19 protein-coding genes are annotated in these 24,438 nt (G+C 55.6%); 9 read left to right on the forward strand and 10 right to left on the reverse strand.

The genetic code is table 11. The features are described from left to right. The first annotated feature begins 449 nt into the window (after window positions 1–449). The 8 genes from selB to JRF57_13160 all read left to right on the forward strand — a co-directional run bounded on the left by selB (window position 450) and on the right by JRF57_13160 (window position 9,392). Complete coding sequence (selB, locus tag JRF57_13125; GenBank protein ID MBW2304640.1) at window positions 450–2,354, forward strand: selenocysteine-specific translation elongation factor; 1,905 nt, start codon at window positions 450–452, stop codon at window positions 2,352–2,354. 91 nt (window positions 2,355–2,445) lie between these two features. After that, entirely contained in the window at window positions 2,446–3,186 is a 741-nt protein-coding gene (gene yqeC, locus JRF57_13130) for a putative selenium-dependent hydroxylase accessory protein YqeC (GenBank protein ID MBW2304641.1), read from the forward strand. Between the two features lies 1 nt (window position 3,187). Beyond that, window positions 3,188–4,273 carry an XdhC family protein gene (locus JRF57_13135; protein ID MBW2304642.1) on the forward strand — a complete coding sequence of 362 codons (1,086 nt, stop codon included), beginning with the start codon at window positions 3,188–3,190 and terminating at the stop codon, window positions 4,271–4,273. Next, window positions 4,266–4,910, forward strand: a complete 645-nt coding sequence (locus tag JRF57_13140; protein MBW2304643.1) for a lactate utilization protein — start codon at window positions 4,266–4,268, stop codon at window positions 4,908–4,910. Before JRF57_13135 ends, JRF57_13140 begins: the two co-directional genes overlap by 8 nt. 84 nt (window positions 4,911–4,994) lie before the next feature. After that, window positions 4,995–5,480, forward strand: a complete 486-nt coding sequence (gene sixA / locus JRF57_13145) for a phosphohistidine phosphatase SixA (GenBank protein MBW2304644.1) — start codon at window positions 4,995–4,997, stop codon at window positions 5,478–5,480. A gap of 97 nt (window positions 5,481–5,577) precedes the next feature. Further along, on the forward strand, window positions 5,578–6,726 hold the full coding sequence (locus JRF57_13150) for an MFS transporter (protein ID MBW2304645.1): 1,149 nt from the start codon (window positions 5,578–5,580) through the stop codon (window positions 6,724–6,726). A gap of 168 nt (window positions 6,727–6,894) precedes the next feature. Then, on the forward strand, window positions 6,895–8,661 hold the full coding sequence (locus tag JRF57_13155) for an adenine deaminase (GenBank protein ID MBW2304646.1): 1,767 nt from the start codon (window positions 6,895–6,897) through the stop codon (window positions 8,659–8,661). Window positions 8,662–8,714: 53 nt separating this feature from the next. Further along, a complete protein-coding gene (locus tag JRF57_13160; protein MBW2304647.1) occupies window positions 8,715–9,392 on the forward strand; it encodes a hypothetical protein in 678 nt (225 codons plus the stop codon). Between the two features lie 76 nt (window positions 9,393–9,468). On the opposite strand, the gene JRF57_13165 is transcribed toward JRF57_13160, so the two are convergent. From JRF57_13165 to JRF57_13210, 10 genes are all read right to left on the reverse strand, one after another. After that, window positions 9,469–9,711, reverse strand: coding sequence for a hypothetical protein (locus JRF57_13165; protein MBW2304648.1), 243 nt, complete (start codon window positions 9,709–9,711; stop codon window positions 9,469–9,471). Window positions 9,712–10,242: 531 nt separating this feature from the next. After that, on the reverse strand, window positions 10,243–11,079 hold the full coding sequence (locus JRF57_13170; protein MBW2304649.1) for a hypothetical protein: 837 nt from the start codon (window positions 11,077–11,079) through the stop codon (window positions 10,243–10,245). Between the two features lie 229 nt (window positions 11,080–11,308). Further along, window positions 11,309–12,046 carry a hypothetical protein gene (locus JRF57_13175; GenBank protein MBW2304650.1) on the reverse strand — a complete coding sequence of 246 codons (738 nt, stop codon included), beginning with the start codon at window positions 12,044–12,046 and terminating at the stop codon, window positions 11,309–11,311. Between the two features lie 78 nt (window positions 12,047–12,124). Beyond that, entirely contained in the window at window positions 12,125–12,952 is an 828-nt protein-coding gene (locus JRF57_13180) for an Mrp/NBP35 family ATP-binding protein (GenBank protein ID MBW2304651.1), read from the reverse strand. 532 nt (window positions 12,953–13,484) lie between these two features. Continuing rightward, the gene (locus tag JRF57_13185; protein ID MBW2304652.1) at window positions 13,485–14,369 is read right to left on the reverse strand and encodes a dihydropteroate synthase; all 885 of its coding nucleotides are present in this window, start codon (window positions 14,367–14,369) and stop codon (window positions 13,485–13,487) included. Window positions 14,370–14,388: 19 nt separating this feature from the next. Then, window positions 14,389–15,735: an acetyl-CoA decarbonylase/synthase complex subunit gamma gene (locus tag JRF57_13190; protein ID MBW2304653.1), complete on the reverse strand. Its 1,347-nt coding sequence runs from the start codon at window positions 15,733–15,735 to the stop codon at window positions 14,389–14,391. Window positions 15,736–15,825: 90 nt separating this feature from the next. Beyond that, window positions 15,826–18,042: a CO dehydrogenase/CO-methylating acetyl-CoA synthase complex subunit beta gene (cdhC, locus tag JRF57_13195; GenBank protein MBW2304654.1), complete on the reverse strand. Its 2,217-nt coding sequence runs from the start codon at window positions 18,040–18,042 to the stop codon at window positions 15,826–15,828. A 54-nt stretch (window positions 18,043–18,096) separates the two neighbouring features. After that, window positions 18,097–20,130: an anaerobic carbon-monoxide dehydrogenase catalytic subunit gene (cooS, locus tag JRF57_13200; GenBank protein MBW2304655.1), complete on the reverse strand. Its 2,034-nt coding sequence runs from the start codon at window positions 20,128–20,130 to the stop codon at window positions 18,097–18,099. A gap of 39 nt (window positions 20,131–20,169) precedes the next feature. After that, window positions 20,170–21,762 (reverse strand): acetyl-CoA decarbonylase/synthase complex subunit delta, encoded by a 1,593-nt coding sequence (locus JRF57_13205; protein ID MBW2304656.1) that lies wholly within the window; start codon window positions 21,760–21,762, stop codon window positions 20,170–20,172. 352 nt (window positions 21,763–22,114) lie between these two features. Then, a complete protein-coding gene (locus JRF57_13210) occupies window positions 22,115–22,864 on the reverse strand; it encodes an AAA family ATPase (GenBank protein MBW2304657.1) in 750 nt (249 codons plus the stop codon). Between the two features lie 97 nt (window positions 22,865–22,961). On the opposite strand from JRF57_13210, the gene dnaA reads away from it, so the two are divergent. Beyond that, on the forward strand, window positions 22,962–24,263 hold the full coding sequence (dnaA, locus tag JRF57_13215) for a chromosomal replication initiator protein DnaA (protein MBW2304658.1): 1,302 nt from the start codon (window positions 22,962–22,964) through the stop codon (window positions 24,261–24,263). The last annotated feature ends 175 nt before the right edge of the window (window positions 24,264–24,438 follow it).

The raw sequence follows: 24,438 nt of genomic DNA on the forward strand, positions 1-24,438 counted from the left end.
TTCAGGCTTTCAAGAGCATATAGATACCATTTGGTCATCTTGGAATCAACCGCCACCCCTGCCTGCCGCAAGGGCAGTCAGACAGGCGCTCTACCAGCTGAGCTACCGGGGAATGAAAACCATGGCGTTCGGTGCACGAAAAGTCGTCCTTCTTTAAGGACCTGGAAAAAGCTTTATCTGCAAGGCCCGCTCTTTAGGGTTCTTTCCGGCACCGCAGTAAAAACAATCTATCTCAGACGGAAAAGATTGTCTAACAAAATAATCCGGACAGGTCAACAATATTTTCCCACCCCCCGGAAAAGGGAAAGGGGGTCAAGGTCCTTGCAGCACAAGGGGCTCCCGGGAGAGGGAGGTACGGGTGATCCCCTTGACAGGGCCCGGGATTCACTCTATTGTCGAGATATCTGCGTTTCCACTCCGGTCACATTTCGCTTTCAGGAATACACAAAATGAAACAGGTTATCCTGGGAACCGCGGGTCATATCGACCACGGGAAGACGACCCTCGTAAAGGCCCTCACGGGCATCGACACGGATCGGCTCAAGGAGGAAAAGGAAAGGGGCATCACCATCGAGCTGGGTTTCGCCCACCTGGAACTGCCCGGAGGCCGGTTGATCGGCATCGTGGACGTACCCGGGCACGAAAAATTCGTCAAGAACATGGTGGCGGGGGCCACGGGGATCGATATCGTGGCGCTCGTCATTGCGGCGGACGAGGGCGTCATGCCCCAGACCCGGGAGCACCTGGAGATCTGCCAGCTCCTGGATATCCGGCACGGCCTGGTGGTCCTGACCAAAATCGATATGGTTGATGAGGAGTGGCTCGAACTCGTAAAGGAAGACCTCAGGGAATTCCTTGCGGGCTCCTTTCTTTCCGATGCACCCGTGGTGGAAGTCTCCGCCGTTACAGGAGAAGGCATCCCCGAGTTGCTGGAGACCCTGGACTCCCTGGTCAAGACCATTCCTCAAAGGGAGCCCGGCCTCTTCTTCCGCCTGCCCATCGACCGCGTCTTCGTGATGAAGGGCTTCGGCACTGTGGTGACCGGGACCACCATCTCCGGCGAGATCCACACCGGGGACGAGGTGACAGTTTACCCCAAGGGCATAATCGCCAGGATCCGGGGCATCCAGGTCCACAACCGTGAGGTCGAGGAGTCACGGGCCGGCCTCCGAACGGCCATCAATCTCCAGGGCGTCGAGAAGGCCGAACTCCGGAGGGGAGATATCGTCGCGACCAGGGATTCCCTCAAAACAACGTTCATGGCCGACGTGGTACTGGATCTCCTACCCAGTGCCCCCAGGATCTTGAAAAACCGGGCCAGGGTCCGTTTTCACACGGGAACATCTGAGATCATCTCCACAGTGGTACTCCTGGATAGGGAGGAACTCAAGCCGGGGGAACGGTGTTTCGCCCAGATCCGCATGGAGGAGCCCACGGCTCTCCTTCCCCACGACCGTTTCGTCTTGAGGAGTTATTCCCCCGTCCGGGCCATTGGGGGCGGGAAAATCCTCCATGCCCTCCCCAGGAAAAAGAAGCGCTTTTCAGGTGCCGTCCTCAAAGAACTGGAGATCCTGGACCGGGGCGATCTCGGGGAGGTGACGGAGCAATTCGTGCGGGAGGCAGGTTTCAGGGGTCTTGAACAAAAGGATTTGCCCTTTCTCACCAACGGGAGCCGAAACAAGCTGAGCGCAGCCCTTAATGCCTTGATGGCGCGGAAAAAGGTTCTCCAATACGACAGGGAAAAGGGGGTCCTCATCCATGCCGATTTCCTGGAAAGGGCCAGGAAAGAGATCCTGGAGACCCTGAAAAACTATCATCGGGACAACCCGCTGAAGATCGGCCTCCTGACTGAAGAACTGCGATCGAGAACCGTGGGTTCCCGGAACCCTAAACTGTTTAACTATATTCTCGGCCAATTGATCGGGGAGGGGATCCTTGTCCAGGAAAAGGAACTCGTGCGTCTCAAGGAACATCGGGTCACCCTTGCCCGGGACCAGGAAAAGGCCCGCGCGGAAATAGAGAAGACCTACCTCGAGGCCGGGCTCACGCCCCCTTACTTCAAGGAATTGAAGGAAAAGTTCCCGGGGGGCTCGGCAAACGATGTGCTCGGCGTCATGCTCGAAGAAGGTACCCTAGTGAAGGTCAAGGAAGACCTCTACTTTCACCGGCAGGCTCTCGAGGAGCTGGAAAAGAGGCTGGTCGCCTACCTCAGGGAGAACGGGGAAATCGATACCCCCCGGTTCAAGGAGATGACCAACGCCTCTCGCAAATACACCATCCCCTTGCTCGAATACTTCGACCGCACCCAGGTGACGGTGAGAGTAAGGGACAGCCGGGTCCTGAGGAAGAAATAGCCGGTTTCCACCATGGGGGGACCCGGCTCCACGGGAAGGGGAGGGCGCGGAGACGAAAACGATCATCCCGAATCTTGCCTCCGCCCTGGGATTGGGCCGGAGGGAACATCTGGCCCTGGTGGGGGCCGGGGGGAAGACCTCCCTGCTTTTCGGCCTCGCCCGGGAATTGAGCCGAAAAGGGGGCCGGGTGCTTGTCACCTGCACGACCAAGATGCGTTACAGCGAGGCCCGAATGGCCCGCCGGGTCCTCTTCACCCGGGAGGATGCCTCCTGGCGGACTCGTCTCGAAGAATCACTGCGCGAAACCGGGCCCGTTTTCCTGGCCGAAACACTCCTGGAAACGGGGAAGGTGCAGGGCATCTCCCCACTCCTGGCAGAAGAGCTTTACGCTTCGGGGATCGCGGACTACCTCCTCGTTGAAGCGGACGGAGCGGCGGGACACCCCCTTAAGGCCCCGGCGGACCACGAGCCGGTCATTCCCGGAGGAGTGAGCGCCGTGATAGCCCTGATGGGCCTTGAGGCACTGGGACGTCCCTTTTCCCCGGAGACGGTCTTCAGGGCGGCCCGTTTCAGGGATATCACGGGCTGCGAACCGGACCGGCCCCTTACTCCCCGGATACTGGCCCGAGTCGTCAATCACCCTTTCGGCCTTTTCAAGGGCGCAGCCGCCTCGGCCCGGAAGATCGTTTTTCTGAACAAGGTGGATTTGCTCCGGAGGGAAGAAAAGGCCGAAGAGCTTGGACGCTTGATTCTCCGGGAGTCAGGGGGAACCCTATCCCGGGTCGTTGTCGGTTCGCTCCGGGCGGGACGGTACTACGTTATAGAGGAATGATATGGAGCATATCTATTTCAAGGTGGTCGAACACCTGGAAGCGGGTCGGGTTTCCGTCCTTGCAACCCTGGTGAGGCTTCGGGGGTCCGCCCCCCGGGGAATCGGGACCCAGTGCCTCGTCCTGGAAGACGGGAGCCTGGAAGGGACCATCGGTGGAGGCCTCCTGGAGGCCCGGGTCCTCCAGGAGGCCTCGAAGGTCATAGCGACCCGCAGCCCCCTTCGTCTGGCCTTCGTGCTCCAGGGAAAGGACGTGGCGCAAAGCGGCATGATCTGCGGCGGAGAGGCGGATGTCTTCCTGGAGCCCCTTCAGCCCGGGAATGCACAAACCCTCGCCGTATTCAGGCGCGCGGTGGAGGTTCTGGATGAGGGTGGCTCCGGGCTCATGGCCCTCCTCCTCGACGAGAGGGGATGGGAGAGTGGGGCACACCCCAGAATGTTCCTGGAAGCGAACGGCCGGATAACAGGTTCCTTCCCGGGCTTTGAAGACCTCGCAAAGCGCTGCACCGATGCGGCATTCGGCCTCTTCGAGAAAGGCCGGGCGGGGATTTTGTCCCTCGAGGACCGGGAGGGACAAAAGGCGGAGGTCTTCCTGGAACCCCTCCGCTTCGCCCCCTCGCTTTACGTCTTTGGGGGAGGACATGTGGCCCGGCAGCTCGTACCCCTCGCCGCAAAGGTGGGTTTCCGGGTCATGGTAGTGGACGACCGGCCGGATTTCACTGATCCCCTGGACTTTCCCGGGGTCTGCGATACCCGGTGCCTGCCCTTCGAGGGTGCACTGGAAAAACTCGAGGTGGGAAACGGTGACTACGTGGTAATCGTCACCCGGGGGCATCTTCATGACAAGAGGGTCCTCGAACAGACCCTCAAAACCCCCGCGGCTTATATCGGCATGATCGGAAGCCGCCGAAAGGTGAGCCTCATCTTCGACAAGTTGCGGGAAGAAGGGTTCGGGGAGGCGGACATCAAAAGGGTGCACGCCCCCATCGGGCTCGATATCGGTGCGGAAACGCCGGAAGAGATAGCCGTCAGCATCGTGGCCGAGCTGATCAAGGTCAGGGCCGGTCTCAGGGAGGCAGAAAATGGATGAAGATTACGGGAGCTGGCTGCGGGAAAAATTGGGAGAGAAAACAGTACAGGCCTTGAAGGGGCATGGCTTCGACGCCCATCTCGTTCAAGGGATCCCGGAGGCCAGGGAGCGGATCCTGGGGATGATCTCAGGGTTTAACTCATTCGGCTTCGCCGGGTCCCACACCACACGGTCCCTTGGAATACTGGAAGTATTGAGGGAACAAGGCAAGGAGGTCTTCGACCACTGGCGGGAAGGGCTCTCCAGCGAGGAAGACCTCCGGATCCGCATGGAACAAGGGCGGTGTGACTGCTTTTTCACCAGCGCCAACGGCATATCGGCCACCGGGGAGATCGTCAACGTGGACGGTGTGGGAAATCGGACAAACGCCATGACCTTCGGCCCCCGGAAGGTAATCATCGTGGCGGGGATGAACAAGGTGAGACAGGACCTGGATGGGGCCCTGCGGAGGGTCCGCGAAGTGGCCGGACCCATGCGGGCAAGGAGCCTGGGGTTTGCCACACCATGTGCCGAGACCGGGATCTGCACTGACTGTAACGCACCCCAGAGGATCTGCCGGGTGACGACCATCCTCCATCGAAAACCCATGTTCACGGACATCTCCGTCATCCTGATAAACGAGTCCCTGGGTTTTTAGACCCGGGAAAAGGGACCCTGAGAACCTGTGTGACAAATCCTTTCCCGCCCGAACCCGGGGAACTTGAAAGGAGGGAGCATCTTCATGGAGCTTTACCTGATGCAACATGGAATGGCCCTTGACAAGGAAAAGGACCCCGCCGAGCACCTCAGCGAGGAAGGACGCTTGCGGATCCAGGTGAGCGCCAGGGCGATGAATCGGTTGGGCATCCGCCCGGACCTGATCCTTGCCAGCCCAAAGGAACGATCCAGGGAAACCGCAACGATCGTGGCCCGGGAACTGGATCTTCCATCCGACCGAATCATCGAAACGGAGAAGGTCAAGGCCATGACGCCACCCGAGGAGACCCTCTCCTTTCTCGAGAAATACGGAGACCGGCAGGCTGTTCTCATCACCGGTCACCTGCCTTCTCTGGCCAGGATCGCTTCGCGCCTGATTTCAGGTGGTGATGAAGTCTCCATTCGTATTGAAAACGGGGGAATTCTTCGGATCGACGTGGAAACCCCATGGTCCGGCACCCTTCACTGGTATCTTCCGCCTTTGCTCCTTGAGCGGATCTCCCGGAAATGAAAAGTTGACCGCCGGACTGAAATCAACCTGGACGCGCGGGCCCGGGAGCGGTCTTTCTCCCCTTTCAAGCACAGCGCCCCTCTTGCGAACGAAGACAATGGTCAAAAAAATCTTTCCCGTGCTGGGCCTTGCCATCTTCTCCTCCATGCTCGGTGTGGGAATCGTAGCTCCTTTACTCCCCCTCTACGCCGAGAGGATGGGGGCGAGCGCAACATGGATCGGCTTGATATTCGCCGGTTTTTCCATCTCCCGGGCAATCATGATGCCTGTTGCGGGAAGGCTCTCGGACCGCTTCGGACGGAAGCTTTTTCTGGGTTTCGGGCTCCTGGTCTACGCCCTGATCTCACTGGCCTATATCCAGGCGAACGACGTCTTTCACTTGACCCTGGTCCGTCTCATTCAAGGCTTTGCGGCGGGAATGGTGATTCCCATCGCCCAGGCTTACGTGGGCGACATCTCCCCGGAGGCCGAAGAGGGGACCTGGCAGGGCTATTTCAATGCGGCCTTCTTTTGCGGGTTTGGTTTTGGTCCTCTCATGGGCGGTGCCCTTACGGATCATTTCGGGATGAACGTGGCCTTCTTGAGTATGGGAGGCCTGAACCTCCTGGGCTTTTTCCTGGTGCTCTTCTTCCTGCCGGAAAGCGTGAAGAAGAACCCGGGCAACCCCTCGAGGCGGCCCTCCTTCAGGAAAATCGCCGCCGCTCCCGCGATCAGAGGCCTCCTTGGCTTCCGGATGGCCTTCTCCATGGGGAGGGGCACCTTTGCCGGATTTCTACCCGTGTTCGCCGACCTCCATCTGGGGCTCTCGCCCACCCGCGTCGGGATATTGATTGCGGTGAACATCCTGGCCATGTCCTTGCTCCAGCCTGTCGGAGGGCACCTCGCCGACCGGTTGAAACGCCGCCTGCTGGTCTTCGCAGGGAGCCTGTTCACCATCGCCTTTCTTGCCCTGATCCCCTCGAGTTCCAGCTTTTGGGAACTGTTGGGGATATGCGCCCTCGGAAGCCTTGGAGGCGGGGTTTCCTTTCCGGCCGCCTCCGCAATGATCGTCGAGGAAGGCCGGAGATTCGGAATGGGGTCCGTGATGTCTCTCTACGGGATGGTCTTCAGCATTGGAATGGCCGCAGGGCCCTTATTGGGTGGAACCATCGCCGACGCCCTGGACATCCGGGCGGTTTTTTACTTCGGGGCGAGCATGGGGGTCCTGGGAACGGGTTTCTTCCTATGGAACACGGTGGAGCATTGACACCCGGGGTATCGGCGGACTATATCGAATCATCCTCCTTGCCGAGAGGTGTGAAGGATGCGCAGGGCCCCCCAGGCCCCTGACTTCGGCCGGTTGCCAACGGCAAGGAAAACGTCTGACCTCTTAAGAGAAAAAACCGAAAGGAAACGCCACGTGAAACGACTGAGCATGCTTTCCATTGCAGGCAGGGATAAGACCGGGGAGGTCATAGAGGTAGCCTTGGGGAGGCGGGCCGCCGACCTCGCCCTGGTGGGCGGCACCCTTCTCAATGTTTACACGGGTGAGCTTCTGGAAGGACGCACCCTGCTGATCAAGGGAGAATGGATCGCCCACGTGGGAACCCCCCCGGAGGGGGCCATGGGCTCTGGAACCAATGTCATCGACCTGGAAGGCAAGATCATCATTCCGGGTCTCATAGACGGCCACACCCATCTCTCGGACCAGCTCTGTTGCCCGGCGGAGTTCCTGCGCCACGCCATGAAAGGCGGCACCACCACCATTATCACAGAGACTATCGAACCCTATCCCGTTTGTGGAATCGGGGGGGTCCTGGATTTTCTCGCGTCCCTGGCCGATCAGCCTATCAAGATCTTTGCGACCGCGCCGGCCATGGCCTCCACGAGCCCCAGGTCTCACGGGATCCGGCAGGAAGACCTCGACATCTTGCTCCGGCGGGAAGACATCCTGGGTCTCGGAGAGGCCTACTGGCAGTCTGTGATCCAAGACCCTGAGACCTTCCTGCCTAGGTTCGAGGAAGCACTCCTTTCGGGCAGGCTGCTGGAGGGGCATACGGCAGGGGCGAAAAACGGTCCGCTCTCCGCCTACGTCGCCTGTGGCATCTCATCCTGCCACGAACCCATAACGGCCGAAGAGGCCCTGGAGCGCCTGAGGTTCGGCCTTTACGTGATGGTCCGTGAAGGCAGTATCCGAAGGGACCTCCGGGCGATCTCCTCCCTGAAGGATGCCGGCGTTGATCTTGGAAGGGTGCTCCTGGTGACCGACGGGGTGGGGCCCCTGGACCTCCTTGAATCCGGTTACATGGAAGCCGTGGTTCAAAAGGCCATTGATTGCGGCATCAATCCCATCCGGGCGATCCAAATGGCCACGATTCATCCGGCCGCATATTTTCATCTGGACGGTCTTATTGGAGGAATAGCCCCCGGGCGACAGGCGGATCTCGTGGTCATTCCGGCATTGGAAAGAATCAAAGCCGAGATGGTGATCAGCCGCGGCAGGATCATAGGGAGGGAGGGCCGTCTTCTCGCACCCCCCAGGAGTCATGCTTTTTCCAAAGAAAGCCTGAACAGCATCCATCTCTCCCGAAGGCTCCAGCCCCAGGACTTTCGCATAGATGTTCAGCGCAAAGGGGTCAAACGGGTGACGGTCAGGGTCATCGATATGGTGACCGAACTCGTAACCCGCGAGGCCGTCCTTTCGGTGCCTGTACGGGAAGGGGAGATCAGGTGCGACCCGGAGCGGGACCTTCTCAAAGTGGCGGCCGTTGACAGGCGGTCAGGGGATGGAAAGAGCTTCGTGGGGCTGATCCGGGGTTTCGGCATGAAATCCGGTGCCTTTGCCTGCAGCGGGGCTTGGGACACCGCGGATATAATTGTAGTGGGTGCGGATGAGGAAGACATGGCAGGGGCCGTAAACCGCGTAAGCGAGCTTCACGGGGGCGCGGTCCTGGTGGTGGGGGGCCGGGTGAGGGTGGAGATCCCCCTTCCCGTATTCGGACTCATGACGGATCTACCCGTCCCCGAGGCCGCCGCCAGAATGGAACGTCTCAGGACCGCCATGAAGGATCTCGGGTTCCCTTACAAGGACCCCTACCGTACACTCGCCACCCTGACGGGAGCGGCCATTCCCTTTATTCGGATCTGTGAGGGGGGGCTTGTAAACATCAAAACCGGGGAACGGGTGTCCTTGATACTTTGAAAGGAGGATGCCCGCCCGATCCGCCGGTCCAAGAGACCTTTGATGTTTGTACCATGTTTGAATCTTTGAAACTTGCCGACCTCCCGCAAAGGCATATCGCTCTGCTGAGGGAGCCCACCCGTACACGACCCGCGGTCTGGCTGATCGAAGAAAGGGGTGTACAGGCGGTGGTGAAGGACTTCAGCGCCAACCACTTCCTGTATCGAACCATCGTGGGCCGATTTCTGGTCTGGAGGGAGGGCAAGGCCCTGAGGAGACTCCGAGGCATCAAGGGTATTCCCAACCTTTTCAAGGTGGTGGACGGCATCGCCCTGGTCATGGAAGAGATACCAGGAAAGAACCTGGAGGAACTGGGGAGGGAAGGAAAAAGGCTGCCACCGAGATTTTTCGACGACCTGGCGGCCCTGGTTGATCGATTTCACCGGCGGGGGATCGCCCACTGTGATCTTAAGAGGGCTCCCAACACCCTCGTGGGGCCGGACGGCGCCCCATACATCATCGACTGGGGAGCCTCCATCTGCGAGACGGAGTTTCGGCTGTTCCCGCTTCCTCTGGTCTTCCGGCGCTTTCAGCTCGACGACCGCCTGGCCGTTACCAAATTCAAGCTGAGACATTGCCCGGAGGCAGTCTCGCACGCGGAACTTACCCGGTATCAGCACCGAAGCAGAATGGAAACCTTGATACGAAGGGTGCGGGACCGGTTGAGGGAGTGGCTTCAAAAAATCGCCTGATCTCCATCTGCATCGTCCACTCCATCCTCGGAAAACCTCCTGTTATCCGATCCCTGATTCGGGGGGAGGGCTGCCGCTATCGAACCCTGAGGGCATAGAACGATAAGCTCGAAACAAACTTTCTTGAAAACCCATAGAGAAAGAGAAGGGAATTCCCGATCCCCCTGGTGATCCCTTTCGGGGGAATCGTGGAACTATCTGTACCTTCCCTGTCCTCTCCGTTTTCCCGGCCCAACAACAGATGGTGCTCCTTGATGAGTGCCGCCTTGAGGCTGTCGGCCGAATAACCCCCGTATTCCTGGAGAGTCAAGTCCGCCATGATGAAGAAACCTCTTTTTGAAGTTTCAAAAAAGAAGGCTCCCTGGGTCACGGACCGTGGTGACCATTCTCTTTTCCCTGATGATTTGGAGTTTCTTTCCCACGACCACGCACCTTGTCATTTCCGTTCAGGAAACAGCAGATATAAATCACACTCTTCAGAAGCCAGTTTATCCAGAAAAAGAGGATCAGTTCATAAGCTCTGCACAAGGAAAAGGAAAGCCTCCGCCCCAAACCCCTGTCCATGAACCGGCAATAGAGGTGTAGGGGGTTCAGTCTGTGCTGAATAGCGAGGCATATTCCAACCATGGTCTCTTCGTGGGTCCTCATCATCCGGTGATCGGTCCGGCCCTTTTTTCGCCGTCCATCTCCGCCCGCCTTGCGGGTGCCGGATGAAACGGTGCGGGAGACGGCCTTGTCCGGAATAGGCCGGGAGGTCATTATGCTGTACATGGGGAGGGAACGGGAGGGCTTCGCCGGAACTGAAACAGAACGCGAGCTTTGGAAAGGGTAGGCTGAACGGTCTTTGCACTCAGGCGGCGGCAGATTCAACTTCTGGAGCCGAGACCTCCTGGTCTTCTTCTATGTTATGCAAGACCTGTTCCTCTCCGAACCATTCCTCCAGTTTCTTTAAAAATTTCCCTTGGAGCTTCTTGGCGGTCTCAAGTCCTTCCGGAATACTCCCCTTATCTTGACCGGGGTTTTCGAGGAGTCGGGAGAATAATTTACCCAGAGGCCGAAGGAGTTTTCCCTTCCTGAGGCCTGATTTCTTCACCAATTCAAGCATGAGGTCGGCCAGTTCATCGATCTTGGAGGGACCCTTTCCATGGGACTTCCCTGTGGTCTCTCCCACAGGTCTCAAGAGGGCATGGGAGGTTTCCGCCGTGCTTCGGTGCTCCAGGGTCGTAACCTCCTGGACCTGTATCTCCGCTTCAAAGGCGCTGATGGAATCCAGGCCGACGGCCTTGCGGGCCCTCTCCAGGGCCCTTTCCATGTCCCCCCTGAGGACATCTTTTATGATCCTGTCAATGGTCCGAAGGGTCTTTTTGATATCCCTTATTTCCTGGGAATTAAGATCTCCTTCCACCTTCAAAACGAAATCCCGATTTTCCTCCAGGTGAAGAACGTTGGCTTGAACCCCGAAAATGCGGTCCGCCTTTCGCCCATAGCTTGTATAGGCTGCATATCCAAGCCGGGATTCGGAGGTAGCGGACAGGGTGACCCGATCCCCTTCTGCCGTGATGATGGTGATATCGGCATCTTGCGTCCTGGAGGCGGACACTTTGCTCAACCTGGTGGTCCGGTAATCGTTCCTCTCTGTACCCTGGAAATCCAGGAAGGCGGGATCCGCAAGAACAGGCATCATCATGATTCGCTCCTCGGTCTTTATTGGGCCCATTGAACCTCTGGCCGCTTTTACCTAGGGATCGGTCTTGAGATCATAAAACTTTAATCTCCCCATCATTTCACTATTCCACTGTTTCGGTTCCTCATTTTAAAACCATTTTTCCGCCTGGAGGACCCGTCTTTTGTTATGGAGCCCGCCGCGGCCTCAACAGGCTCCCGGGGCCTGAGGGTCAGGGTCTGTGCTGGATTTTTTACTTGTTTATGATTTCCCGGTAAAATCGGAAGGCGAAATAGATCACTGAGAGGGAAAAGGCTGGAAGGTACAGCCACCAGGCAAAGTCGGTGGGGATGCCGGAATAGTTCATTCCGTCCGGATAGCGCACAATATTTTTCCAGTCCCAGCAGAAGGCGACGATCAGGAGAAGACCACACCCCAGTTCGATGACCCAATCGTACCAACGCCAGCGAAAGGTCAATCCCTTTTCATCGCAGAAGAATAAAAGGGTGCCGGCCGCGCTCATGGCCGCTGCGATCAGGAGAGGAGTGATCACCGGGCCGACCCAGGGAAGTGGGATGAAGAAGAGGAGGTCCCAGGTCATGAGGCTCTCGGGCCAGGAAACCATAACCCAGAGCCACACATAGTAGAAGATGTCCCAGACCCCAAAGGCTATCATGAAGAGGCAGAACCTTTGAAGGGTGTTTTTACCCGCAGAACAACCCACAGCGGTAAGCATGACGACGGTGGCAAGCTCCCGGCCGAACTCGATCCCCATAAGGGGGTCTGTGGCGAAACGGCCGTTTTGCTGCCATCCGGTAAATATGGGAAAAGAAAATCCACCTCCGTAATAGATCTCACGGAGGTAGACCACTACCGCACTTTCCACCCAGGCAAAGGCCAACCCAAAGATAACGACCCAAATCCAGCGCCTAAGGGCCTCCCTTGGAAGTTTTTTCAGTCGGATCTTGGCCTTACCTGAAATCTCCTGCATTCCAACCCCTTCGGACCTTGAAAGGAATCAACCCCAAAAAGGTTACGCAGAGATCACGACTCGTGGACGAAAAGTGACTCAGCCGGTTATTTTATCGAGTATCTTTTTGTAGGCCCGGTTGAGTTCGGTTTCCTTGTCATGCACCATGTCGAGAAGTGTACCTTTGTCACCGCTTATCACCATCTTCGGATCGATTGGAATGGAACCCAAGTAGGGGACCTTCATGTCCTCCGCCATCCTGGCGGCACCCCCCGCCCCGAAGAGATCGACGGCCTTCCCGCAATGGGGACAGGAAAAACCGCTCATGTTCTCCACCACGCCGAGGATTTTAAGCCCTACCTGGCGGCAGAAGGTGATGGATTTCCGTACGTCGGCCAGCGATATCTCCTGGGGTGTGGTGATGATCAGGGCCTCGGCGTCCGGAATGGTCTGGGCCACGGTGAGGGGTTCATCACCGGTTCCAGGAGGAGAATCCACTATCAGATAGTCCAGATCTCCCCATTCGATATCTGAAATGAACTGGCGGATCGCGCTGATCTTGAGGGGGCCTCGCCAGATCACCGCCGTGTCCTTGTCACCCAGGACCATCTCCAGGGAAACGGCCTTCAGGTATTCGGATAGGACCGCAGGTCTTACGGAGTTGTGTCCCACTACCTGCATGCCGCCTTTCTCTCCCAGGAGTCGAGGAATACTCGGCCCGTGAAGGTCTACGTCCAGCACCCCCACATGCTTTCCATCACGGCTCAGGAGCAAGGAAAGGTAGGCCGCCACCGTACTCTTGCCCACGCCCCCCTTTCCGCTCATTACGAGGATTTTTCGACCGATGCGCGCAAGTCGCCTCTTGATGACCTGCTCCTGCTCTTCTCTTTCAATCTCTGCAGGAGTCTTTTCCTTGATATCAACCAATTTCTCGTTCAATGCAGTGTATCCTTCCACAAATGACCGGTGTTCTAAAGGGATCTTGAAAGGAATCCCGCAGCTCCGTCAACACCCCTTGAGAAACCGAAATCTAAAAACCTTTTGACACACCTGAATATTTTGCCCAATCTCCCGCCTCTGTCACGGCTACGGCGTGACAAGCCCGCCAGACAACGGCGGACAGGCTGCGTCAGACTCAAATTTTAATCCTCGAAATACTCAATATTATGTATTCCTGTGGTTAAAATTTTCGTCTTCCTTGATCTTGAACAAAATTGAACGTTTTTCAAAGGTCTCGGGGATTCCCTCTTTGTCGTCTCTTTTGTTTCGCAGGCTTTGTTAATAATGAAAGGCCCCGTTCTCCACAGTGGGCTTACCTCAACCCTTCTCTTCAACGCACACGGCCATCCCGTCTGCGTGAAACTCAAGGCTTCCAGCAAAACACTTCTTGTCCCGCCACCGGAAGCACGATTCTTTACGAACCGGGACCTTGATAAAAGCCGGGCGCCTTTCCGAGTCCTTACAATTCCAGCCAGGAATCGGAATAGAGGGTGTGACCCAAGATCACCCGGGCGGTCTTTACATAGTCCTGGAGCTCCTTTGAAAGGGACCCCATGTCGATCTCCTCCCCGTCCATGACCTTGTGAATCACCTCAACGATATCCGGCCTGTTTCCCCTGGCGATATCAATCAGTTTGTCGTCATAGGCGTCGGCGATACAGGAATACATACCCTTCCGTTCCAACATGACCATGTAGGTCTGGTTCAGGATAGGCCTCAGGTGATCCGGCGGCCCGTTGGAAACATTGGAAAGCCCGCAGGTGGACTTCACTCCGGGGAACATATCCTGGAGCATCTCCTGGAAGGCCAGCAGACTCATGAGTTGGGGCTGCTGGATGTTTACAGGAGTTACTATCCCGTCCACGAAGATGTCCTCGTTGGGAATCCCCGCCTCATTGGCCGCGTAAATAAGCTCGGCAGCCAAGGCACCGCGCTCGTTCTCATCCCGGGGCAGGCCTTCGGGGCCCCACATCAAAGCGATCATGTTGGCCTTGTACTTGACGGCCAGGGGGATCATCTTTTCATACCGTTCGGGACGGCACATGATGGAATTGATGATGGCCTTTCCCTTGTGGACGGCCAGCCCGGCCTCCATGGCCTCGATGTTGGAAGTATCCAGGCAGAGGGGCGGATCCTCGCCGATGGCCTCCTGGACCGTCTTTACGACGAATTCCATCAACTCGGGACCTCCCTTTCGGGCGGGGCCCAAGTTGATATCGATCCAGTCCATCCCCTTTTCCTTCTGCCGCTTGGCCTCCTCGGCGATGGGCCCGGGATCCTTCTCTTTGAAGGCCTTGCCGATCTTCCGGTTGATGACGTTGAGGTTTTCCCCTATCAGATACATACTTCACCCCTTTCTGAATCTACTTGACCATGTCTTTAAGATACTTAGGAATGAGCGAGGCATCCCTCGGACCGATTAGGATTTCCCAGTCCGGCAGGTCCTCTTCCATTTCACCGCTTATGGCCGCAGCATACCCCGGAATGATGATCTTCTTGTGTGATACCTTGTCCGCAATGCCGCACTTCTTGACAAAGGCCGCCACGGCGTCACCGGAAAATTTCCCTGCCGCCCAGGCAGTCATCACGGAGAGTCCCTCGGTATCCATAATGAGAAGCCAGCTCGGTACCCTGCTGCCCTCGATCTCCCCGCTCACGATGAAGTAAGTCAGGGAGAAATTGGTGGTGACCAGGACCGGGGAATTCTCGTCCGGCCCGTTGATCTCGTAGATCCCCTGGGTGACCGTCATTGGACGTTGCGGATCCGTGAAAATATTGAGTCGTTCCAGGAGCAGGGGAAAGAGGCTGTCTCCTCGAAAATCAGAGAGAACCACGATTCCCGCATACTTCGCGATCAACATGGCCGCCAAGGCCGTCTCCATATCCAGGTTGGATGCCATCTCGCAGGGAAAGGTGATGGTGGGGAAACCAAGGGATCGGTTCCCGGCCTTAAGTGGCGCCCTGCGGATGACTACCTGGTCCTGGAAGAGCTGTTTGGGTTCCCTGGCCCCTGAATCCAGCACCAGATCCTTCAGGCCCATACCGGTCAACTTGTCGCTCAAGGCGATCAGGTTATCCATTCCGTCCGCTTTAACGGCCAGAGGGAGACCTTTCTCCTTGGCCAGGTTCCCCATTTCCTCGGCGTTCTGTTCGGTTGCAGCGTAGAGAAGCGGTTTCTTGAATCCGCAGGCATCGACGGCAGCCTTCATGTTTTCCACATTCTCGGTCATGAGGATCAGATTGAATTCGCTCTCTTCAGCAATCTTTTTGGCCGCCGCCGCAAACCCGGCTCCATCTCCGTTCACATCCTTAAGGGCCACCATTTCCGGCCTTAAGTTGATGCCGACCCGCTCATACTGGTAAGCGTTCCAGGTCTTGAGCTTCTTGTCCAGGTCTTCCGGGGCGATATCCGAGGGGACCAAGGCGGCCAATCCGGTCGGATTGTAAAAGGTCTTCTCATGCCTGAACATGACCGTTTCGCCGCCGATCTTGAAGGCCCTGACGCCTGCTCCTATGGCAACGGGGCGGATGGGGGGAGCAGAGGCCTCTGCAAGCTGTTCCCTCGCCTCGTCGGAAACATAGGGGCAGGAATCCAATTCGGCCTTACCGGAGGCCAGGTTCATGGCAAATGCCAGGCAGGTGGGTACGCCGCACTCACCGCAATTTGTCTTCGGCAATAATTTAAATATCTGTATTCCAGTCAGTCCCATGTTCTTCTCCTGATTGCATGTAAGTCGTGAAAGCCTTGTGATATTGTCCCGGAGGAAACCCCCCGGGACATCCCACCTATCGTTCCTTCACTACCCCACAATGGGTTCCATCTTCAGGGCCGGATGGTCCTTTTCCTGGAGGAAAGGCAGTATCTCCTCTTCGGTGATCCCGATGGTCTCATCGGCGATGCGGTCGATCAGATCAGGAACTCCAAGTTCCTCACCCCTCTTGATCAGCCGCTCCCTGATCTCCTCTTTAAGGGACTTGGGCATCCATACCATTCGGAGGAGACCACCGTCCCCAACAATGAATTTCCTCTGGGTGATGTTGTACTTTGAATGGCCGACGAATCCAGGGGATGACTGCCCTCCGCCCATAACGCCCGCCAATGTGGTGAACTTCATGCCGCAGGGAGTCTCTCCCGTGTAGTCGCGGTGCACCGTCATTACTCCGTTACAGGCGGGAAGGACCGCCGCGATGCATTCACAACACCCGCAGGTGGTCATCGGGTCGTGAACCAGGCTGTAGAAGTTGTAATGGTCGATGGCCTGACGGGAGGCCTTGTAGACAAACTCATTGACCCCCTTCCACTGGCCGAGTTTCGGATCCAGGCATTCGCCCTTCTCGACCGGCTGGTTCGGTCCCGTGGGGTTGATCTCGTAAGAAGCCTTACAGTCCATCCAGTTGTAAGCACCGCAAAGTCCCGTTCTCTCAGGGCTCACCACGCAGACATGACTGGGTGCGAAGGACTGGCACAAGGTGCAGGAGTAATAGATCTCCACGCTTTCGTCCGTCATCTTCTCCACGCGGTCGTCCCTGTTTTTGTATTCCTGGCGGGCCCGCTCGGTGAGCTTGTCCACGTCTTCCTTGTTGGTGTAAAGGGTCACCTGGACTTTGTCCAGAATGTTCCCGAAATCCTGGTGGAACTTGGCATGGAGAATGGTCCCGATATCCTTCAGGGTAAAGCCCTTCTCGATAGCCTGCCCGCTGACGCGGATCCACGAGATATCCCGCTGCCCTATGTGCATGATGCCCTGGGCATAATTGATCAGGTGGTGGATCTGTCGTTCCAGGATCGGCTCGAAGTCCTCCTGCATCTCACGTCCCGCTACCTGTACGTAAATACCAAGAGGCAGGCGGTCTCCCTTTTTGACATCCTTGACATCGGGACCAACGACCGTGACCTTGCCGTCTTCGATCTCGTTCATGTCGGCCATCTTGCACAGCTCGGTACACTGGGTCTTGCCGCCGCCCATCTCCAGATAGAGATCGTCCTTGCGGACCCGCTCACCCTCGAAGGCCGGCCCGTAGGCCAGGGGAATATCGATCTCCGTGATGGTCACCTTGAGACCCCTGATCTCGATAGATTTCGAGGGCATCTCATCGTGGCTCACGTTCGCAACCACGTGCTCGTAGGTACATACGCCCGTGGGGAGCACCTCCGGAATGTCGGTGTCGGCGATGGTGGGAAAACCCCAGTTGATGGCCCCGGCAGCGTTGGCCGCCCATTCCGCATTGACATCACCGAGGGCGTTCACGAAGGCGAAGATCCTGTCCTTCTGGTATTTCAATTGCTTCTTATAATCGCCCGGCTGGATGCCTCCGAAGGCCATTCCAGCCCGGTTGGCGAACCCAAGGGCGAATACGGCAGCGGAGATGTCCGGCCCGAAGGGCACCAATCGGGTGTTCCAGCCGATCTGGACCCCCTCTTCGATCAACTGCTCGGCGAAGGTGGTCCCGTTCTGATTGGCCGCCATGAATACGTATATGGTCTTGAGCTGGTATTCCTCGGCCATCTTCTTGGCCGTGGCGGAATCGGGCGCGGCTCCAACGATGGCTGCAAAACCCGGAGCGGTCCCGTCAACGAATTCAACGCCACGCTTTCTCATGATGGCGTCGTCGGCCGCCCCCAACCAGATTTTGCCGTTCTCAACATCCGGATCCTCAACCTCGGGCTGGTAGAAATCCGGATCCTCCACGTACCGGATGGCCTCTACGATCTCCTCGGCGAAAAGAGCCGCCATGCCAGCGTCCAGTAGGGGCCCAAGGTAGGGAAGGTGGCAGTCTTTCTTGACATGGGGGGGCAACAGGCTCCTGGCCAATTCGAGGGGTTTGCGGGCAGAATCCAGGTCCGTGACCTTGATACCCGTGAGAGAATAGATAATGGGCAGATAATATGCGGTATTCGGGAACTCCAGCTTCTGGCTCCCGCCGTAAGTTTCCAAGGCCTTCTTGTATTTTCCTTCCGCCTTGGAGACGATGTTGTAAGCACCCTGAATGGCTGCAAATGCGACAAGTTTCGACATATTCCGTTTCCTCCCTTCTTAAGAGGCTTCTGTATTTGTTTCTGTTAATATAGATTAAGCGGCTTCCATCTCGCGACGATCGGCCATATCCATGAGGACCCGTTCGCGGGCCTTGTCGATACCCAGGGCCTTCCTCTTCTTGTCGATATGGGCGATCATCTTGTGGGCATGCTTGATGGGATCGGGTTCCATATCCCACATGCCGCCGTACATGGACTCCAGTTCCTTGTACAGGTAGTTTTCGAAGACCGGCGCGCCGCTGACAGGAAGCGTGACTCCGAATACCGTGTAAACACCGGAAGCCACAAAATAATGACCGATGCTGATCGCCTTCTCGCTCATCCATTCAGGGGCCGATCCGGCGACAGGAAGATCACTGATATCGTTCCCGAGACCCCCGGCCTTCACTACTTCGGTCGCCGCCATCAAAATCCTGCTGTTGTCCACGCAGGAGCCCATGTGCAGGACCGGCGGAATACCCACAGCCTCGCAGACCTCGGCCAGGCCGGGCCCGCAGAAAACCTTCGCCGATTCGGGTGTCAGGAGTCCCGCCTTCCCGCAGGCGATGGCGTTACACCCCGTTGTAAGAACGATCACGTCGTGTTTGATGAGTTCCTTGACAACCGTCAAGTGTCCTTCATCGTGGGCCGTCCGCGCATTGTTGCACCCCACGACTCCGGCGATCCCACGAATTCGTCCGTTGATGATGTTATCGTTCAAGGGGGTGTAAGAACCCCTGAAGGTTCCACCGAGATGGTAATTGATGGCTTCATAGCTGAATCCCGCGATAAGGTCACACTTCTCATCAGGGATCATGACCTCCTTCTCGCGGTTGGGGAAATTCTCGATGGCCGTCCGGACGATTTTCTTGGCGTCCTCGAAGGCCGTGTGTTCATCGAACTCTATATGAAGTACGTCTCCGGAGGCGATCTTCGCCCGGGGATTCGTGGTGATGATCTTGGTGTGGAAACACTGGGCCACGTTGGCGATATTCTCCATGATACACTGAACGTCCACCACCATGGCGTCCACCGCTCCCGTGACGATGGCAAGTTCCTGCTGCAGGAAGTTTCCCGCCAGGGGAACCCCGTGTCGCATGAGGATCTCATTGGCGGTGCAGCAGATCCCTCCAAGTTGAATGCCTTTGGCTCCCTTCTCCTTGGCCAATTCAATCATCTCAGGCAGTTCGGCGGCCTGAACGATCATCTCACTCAGGAGGGGTTCGTGGCCGTGGATAATGATATTGACATGGTCTTCCTTGAGGATTCCAAGGTTGGCGGAGCTCTTCAGGGGGTAGGGGCATCCGAACAGGACGTCCTGGAGGTCCGTTGCGATCATAGAGCCGCCCCACCCGTCGGCAAGTGCCGCACGGCTGCACTGTTCCAGGATGTTTTCGTAGTCCTGGTCAACGCCTATATGGGTCCGGTGCATGATCTCGACGATCTCACGGTCGATGCCCCGGGGAACTACACCAAGCTTCTTCCAGAGTTCGTACCGGGCCTTGGGTGCCCGCTTGACCGTGATAACCTCCCCTTCCTGTTGACCCCACTGGGCAAGGGCCTTTTCAGCCACTTCAACGGCGATCTCGTCGATGTCCCGATCCAGAATTTCACCGTTTTCCCCTTCAACCGTAATCTCAACGCCGAAGTCCGGGGCAATCTCCAGCAACTTTTTCGTATCTCTGATCCGGTAATCTTCGGTCTCCTTTCGAGCCGCCGCAAGAAAGGTCTCGGCAACACCTCTCCCGTGGTCGGAATGGGCCGCAGCCCCGCCCGCCACCATCCTTGCGAAGTTCCTGGCCGCGATGGTCTCCGGCGTTGCCCCACACAGACCCTTGCGGGTGTCCTCACCTTCCAGATTCTTGGGGAGTGGCAACCTACATGGACCCTGTGAGCAGTTTTTGCAACAGGTTCCCTGGACTCCGATATTACAAGGCTTCATGCTCTGGGCCCGATCGAAGATCGTCTCCACTTCAAGTTCCCTGGAGCGCTCGATCATTTTCGCAGTCGCTGAATCTATTGTAAGATCCTGCGGCTTCGGGGCCTTCTTTTCCTTTGCCGCTTTTCCTTTGACTTCTCCTGTCGTCATCTTGAGGTTCCTCCTCCGGTTATGTCCTTTTGGTAACGATCAAATTCTCTTGTGGATTCGATTCAGATTCATGATCAGTTTATCTACAAGAGACAGTTGTTCAGCAGCAGGCGTCTTCTTGACTGCCGCACCTTCCTTGGCCTTCCGCTCCGCTTCAAGCCTCTCTCTTTCCCGGGCCCTCTTCTCCCTGAGGGCTCTTAGTTCCTCTTTCTCTCTGGCCTTCTTTTCGGCCTTGGCTTTTGCTTCAGCCTCCGCCTTTGCCTTGGCTTCCGCTTCGGCCTTGGCCTTTGCCTCTTCTTCAGCCTTCTTTCGTGCTTCCTCTTCGGCCCGTGCCTTTGCCTCGGCCTCGGCTTTGGCTCTGGCCTCCTCTTCGGCCTTGGCTTTTGCTTCAGCCTCCGCCTTTGCCTTGGCTTCCGCCTCGGCCTTGGCCTTATCCTCTTCCGAAGCCGCTTTCTTTTCCTCTGCCTTGGGTTTCATCTCCGCGACCTTTTTATCTTCCTTGGGCGGTGCGGCCTTCGGTTTTTCTTCTTTTGGTTTCTTTGCCTCAGCCGGCTTTGCCTTTGGTTTGGTTGGAGCCGTCTCTTCCTCCTCGATCGTCAGATCAGGTTCAGGCGAAATAGCCAAAAGGTCCGGTTCCTCCAGTTCGAGTCGCTTTTCTATTTCTTTGACTTCCCCGGCAGAACCTCCATTGACCATAAGCTCGATAAATGAACGAACCAGCCTTACGGACTCAGGATGTCTCAATATCACGGCATCAGCGCCAGCCAAAAGATAGTTCACTGCAGCCGTCGTCTCCATCAATATGCCACGCCTCTCAGGATCACCGAGTGTCGGTGCATCCTCCAGGGACTGACCGGCTTCCTTGCATTTCCATACTTCGTTACCGATGTTGGAAATCATGGGAATCTGAAGCTTGTCATCCTCCTGGGTCAATGCCGCCATGCGAATCCTTTCCATCACGGAATAGGAGTACTCCAACCCGTATCCGAGCCCACCCGTGGTCGGGTCAATGATGATCTTGTCGGATTGAACTCCAAGGTTTCCGAGAAGGATGTTCAACTGCTTGGCCAGGTTCACGTCGATCGGGGATGAAGCCACAACCGTGTGATTATAACCCAGGGCACTGGCCCCGACACCCTTATGGTTTCCTTCTTCCACGGGGGCAAGACCCAGATTCATACCCTGGCATTTCTCCGAGATGGCCTTCAGGACCTCTTCATCCTTTTGATTGTTCGCCGTTCCCCAAACCACGACCGGCACGTTCACGGCATCAACCACTTTTTTTACCACCTCGGCGGCCTCTTCGGGTCCCCTGTCTTGCCCGTTGGGGTCGGTGCTCTTCAGTTGCAGGACTATGATTTCCGCACCGTACTCCTCAACGCATTTTTTCGCCCAGGCCTCCGGTGAAGAGATCACATCTTTGAAGGGTTCAATGGCTGCTTGAGGCCACTCCTCGCTGGGGTCGTAGTCCCATACCTCCATGGCGATCCTGGGTGGATTGGGCATGTTCCCCTCAAAAAGGTAAAAGGGGTATGAGTCCTGTCCACCCAACGTCAATGCTCTATCCCCAGTTCCAATGGTCGTCTCCCCTATTTTTCCAGTATAGGGCTGTTTAGGAATCTCAAAGGCCAATTTCTCTACCTCCTTACTCTTAGATACCCAACCGTTATTCGTTACCTATCCCCACTCTCCAATTTCCCAATAGATAGATATCTATATGCACACAAATCCCCTGCTTGCCTGATCCTTGAGCAAGGTACGGTGCAGGGTGATTCCGCCGGTCCAACCTATTAAAAAAACGGCGATATCCCTTTGCCATTCAGATAAAAAAATATTTAAAGGCTATTCAACATAGTGAACAAAAAAAACCTTGTCAAGAAGTTTTTCGAGTAAAATGAGAATGTTATCTTTCAATAATCCTACCTGAAGAATCAAGATATGGGGGTAAAGATCATCCCATTTCAATATATAGGTGGAGGCCTGGTTACCCTTCCACGACCTTCTGAAAGATCTCAAACGCCGCCCTGACCGCCTTGCTTTCCCTGTCCAGTTCGATTGTGGGCCTTCCTCTCAGATCGAATTCGGTTATCTGTTCGTCTTCCGGTATGAACCCGGCCAGATTCAGCCCGTATTTTTCGACCGTATTCCGGATGTTTTCCATCTGACCGTCCCTGACCTGATTTACAATCAGGAACTTCTGCCTTATATCCAGATTCAAATCCTCGCTCAATTCAACGATCCTGGACGCCGATTGTAAACCCCGTCGACTAGGGTCCGAGACAATGAGCAGGATATCGATGTTATTGGTCGTCAGGCGGCTTAGATGTTCCATACCAGCTTCGTTATCCATAACCACGTATTTATAATTTTTAATCAGCTTGTCCAGGTAAGTCGTGAGCAAGGTGTTGGCGGCACAGTAACAACCCGCACCCTCCGGTCTTCCCATAACGATTAAATCAAAACCCTCGGACTCGACAACGGCCTGTTCGAGCTTCATCTCCATGAATACATCCTTGGTCATGCCTGTTGCGACCCCCTTCTTCATCTCCTCTCGGGCATCCCCCAGGGTTTCATTCACCTCTAACCCCAGCACCTCGTTAAAATTGGCATTTGCGTCTGCGTCCACTGCCAGGATCGGGGTTTTTCCGTTCTCCAAAAGATATTTGACAAGGAAGCCGGCTATGGTAGTTTTACCTGTTCCTCCCTTGCCTGCAAGACCGATCGAATAGGGCATTTTACAACCTCCTCAAAGGGAAATTTTTATTGATCTTTCAAAGGAATTTTTCTAGAATTCAAGCAACTTAAAAGACTCCTGCGGTCCCTCGATATTTATGTCAAAAAAGAAACAAATATGGAACCAAATCTTACGTTGTATCAAGTCCGATTTAAAGGAGACGGAATTCAAGACGTGGTTTTCCAATACCTCACTCATCGAGATGAACGGAGAGAGGGCCGTTATCGGTGTCCACCACAAGTTCATCAGGAACTGGTTGGAGGAAAAATATCTTCCGGAAATAAAAAAGGCGTTCAGGTCGGTACTGAGACATTCTCCGGAAATCTGTTTCATGGAAATGAGTGGAAGGCCGAACCGCCCTGGATCCAAGTCTGAAAAGCCTCTCCCTTATCCATCCTCCAATCTCGATCCTTCCATGACCTTTCATAGCTTTATTACGGGTACCAGCAACCAGTTTGCCTACACTTCAGCCCTTGAAGTGGCAAAGAGAGCTGCAGATTCATATAATCCCCTTTATATATACAGCGAACCTGGACTCGGAAAGACACATCTTCTTAACGCCGTCGGTAATTTCATTCTGGGCAATAATCCATCATTACGAGTCATATTTCTATCATCCGATGCCTTTACCTCCGATTTCACATTTTCCGTCAGGAATGGCAAGCTCCATGAATTCAGGGAAAAATATTGCACTACAGATATCCTCCTGTTTGACGACATCCATCTCCTTTCAAATCGATTTCAGACTCAGGAGGAATTCCTGTACATATTCAATACCCTTCATGAGGAAAAAAGGCAAATTGTGGTCTCGGGAAATACTCCTCCCACAAAACTTAAGAAAATGAAGCCCCAGCTTGTCTCCAGACTGGGTTGGGGCCTGCTGACGGAAATCCTCCCCCCGGATCACAGCACAAAAATCGAAATCATCAACGCAAAGGCGAGGGGAGATAAATTACACATTCCCGATGACGTTCTTTTCTTTTTAGCCAATTCCACGGACAACATAAAAACATTGGTCAACAACGTAGTACGGTTTGGAGCCTTCGCTTCCCTTAACGGCGGCAAGATCAATCTTTCCATGGCAAAATCATTAGTCAATGACGGCGACGAACCCGAGGTAAATATTGAAAATATCAAAAGCACGGTTGCCGGCTATTTCAATATCTCACCCGATGATTTGAACTCAGGCAAGAAAAAAAGGGTCTATTCTTTTCCGCGTCAGGTGGCTATGTATCTTCTGAAAAAATATACATCCCTGACCTATCAACAAATCGGAGACGTATTCGGTCGAAAAAATCACTCCACCGTGATCTATGCCGTCAAACGAATCAGCCGTTATAGAAAGGAAGACAGGGATGTCCGGGATCAACTCGACCAACTAGAAAAACTCCTTTCTTGACCGGACACCTGAGAGGTCTTACGGCTTTTTGAAAAACATTACATTATTTATTAACTGGGGCCCATCCATAAATAGGCAATTTTGTTCAAGGTCAAGGAAGGCGAAGATTTTAACCGCAGGAATACATTGAAGTATTTCGAGGATTAAAATCTGAGCCTGACGCAGCTTGTCACGC

It is taken from the genome of Deltaproteobacteria bacterium (genome assembly GCA_019310525.1).
GTDB lineage: Bacteria > Desulfobacterota > DSM-4660 > Desulfatiglandales > HGW-15 > JAFDEE01.

Excerpts from the sequence above, each read along its gene's own strand:
- selB (MBW2304640.1), top strand. The coding sequence starts at position 450 with ATGAAACAGGTTATCCTGGGAACCGCGGGTCATATCGACCACGGGAAG.
- JRF57_13135 (MBW2304642.1), top strand. The coding sequence starts at position 3,188 with ATGGAGCATATCTATTTCAAGGTGGTCGAACACCTGGAAGCGGGTCGG.
- JRF57_13140 (MBW2304643.1), top strand. The coding sequence starts at position 4,266 with ATGGATGAAGATTACGGGAGCTGGCTGCGGGAAAAATTGGGAGAGAAA.
- sixA (MBW2304644.1), top strand. The coding sequence starts at position 4,995 with ATGGAGCTTTACCTGATGCAACATGGAATGGCCCTTGACAAGGAAAAG.
- JRF57_13150 (MBW2304645.1), top strand. The coding sequence starts at position 5,578 with ATGGTCAAAAAAATCTTTCCCGTGCTGGGCCTTGCCATCTTCTCCTCC.
- JRF57_13155 (MBW2304646.1), top strand. The coding sequence starts at position 6,895 with ATGCTTTCCATTGCAGGCAGGGATAAGACCGGGGAGGTCATAGAGGTA.
- JRF57_13160 (MBW2304647.1), top strand. The coding sequence starts at position 8,715 with ATGTTTGAATCTTTGAAACTTGCCGACCTCCCGCAAAGGCATATCGCT.
- JRF57_13165 (MBW2304648.1), bottom strand. The coding sequence starts at position 9,711 with ATGGCGGACTTGACTCTCCAGGAATACGGGGGTTATTCGGCCGACAGC.
- JRF57_13170 (MBW2304649.1), bottom strand. The coding sequence starts at position 11,079 with ATGATGATGCCTGTTCTTGCGGATCCCGCCTTCCTGGATTTCCAGGGT.
- JRF57_13175 (MBW2304650.1), bottom strand. The coding sequence starts at position 12,046 with ATGCAGGAGATTTCAGGTAAGGCCAAGATCCGACTGAAAAAACTTCCA.
- JRF57_13185 (MBW2304652.1), bottom strand. The coding sequence starts at position 14,369 with ATGTATCTGATAGGGGAAAACCTCAACGTCATCAACCGGAAGATCGGC.
- JRF57_13190 (MBW2304653.1), bottom strand. The coding sequence starts at position 15,735 with ATGGGACTGACTGGAATACAGATATTTAAATTATTGCCGAAGACAAAT.
- cdhC (MBW2304654.1), bottom strand. The coding sequence starts at position 18,042 with ATGTCGAAACTTGTCGCATTTGCAGCCATTCAGGGTGCTTACAACATC.
- cooS (MBW2304655.1), bottom strand. The coding sequence starts at position 20,130 with ATGACGACAGGAGAAGTCAAAGGAAAAGCGGCAAAGGAAAAGAAGGCC.
- JRF57_13210 (MBW2304657.1), bottom strand. The coding sequence starts at position 22,864 with ATGCCCTATTCGATCGGTCTTGCAGGCAAGGGAGGAACAGGTAAAACT.
- dnaA (MBW2304658.1), top strand. The coding sequence starts at position 22,962 with ATGTCAAAAAAGAAACAAATATGGAACCAAATCTTACGTTGTATCAAG.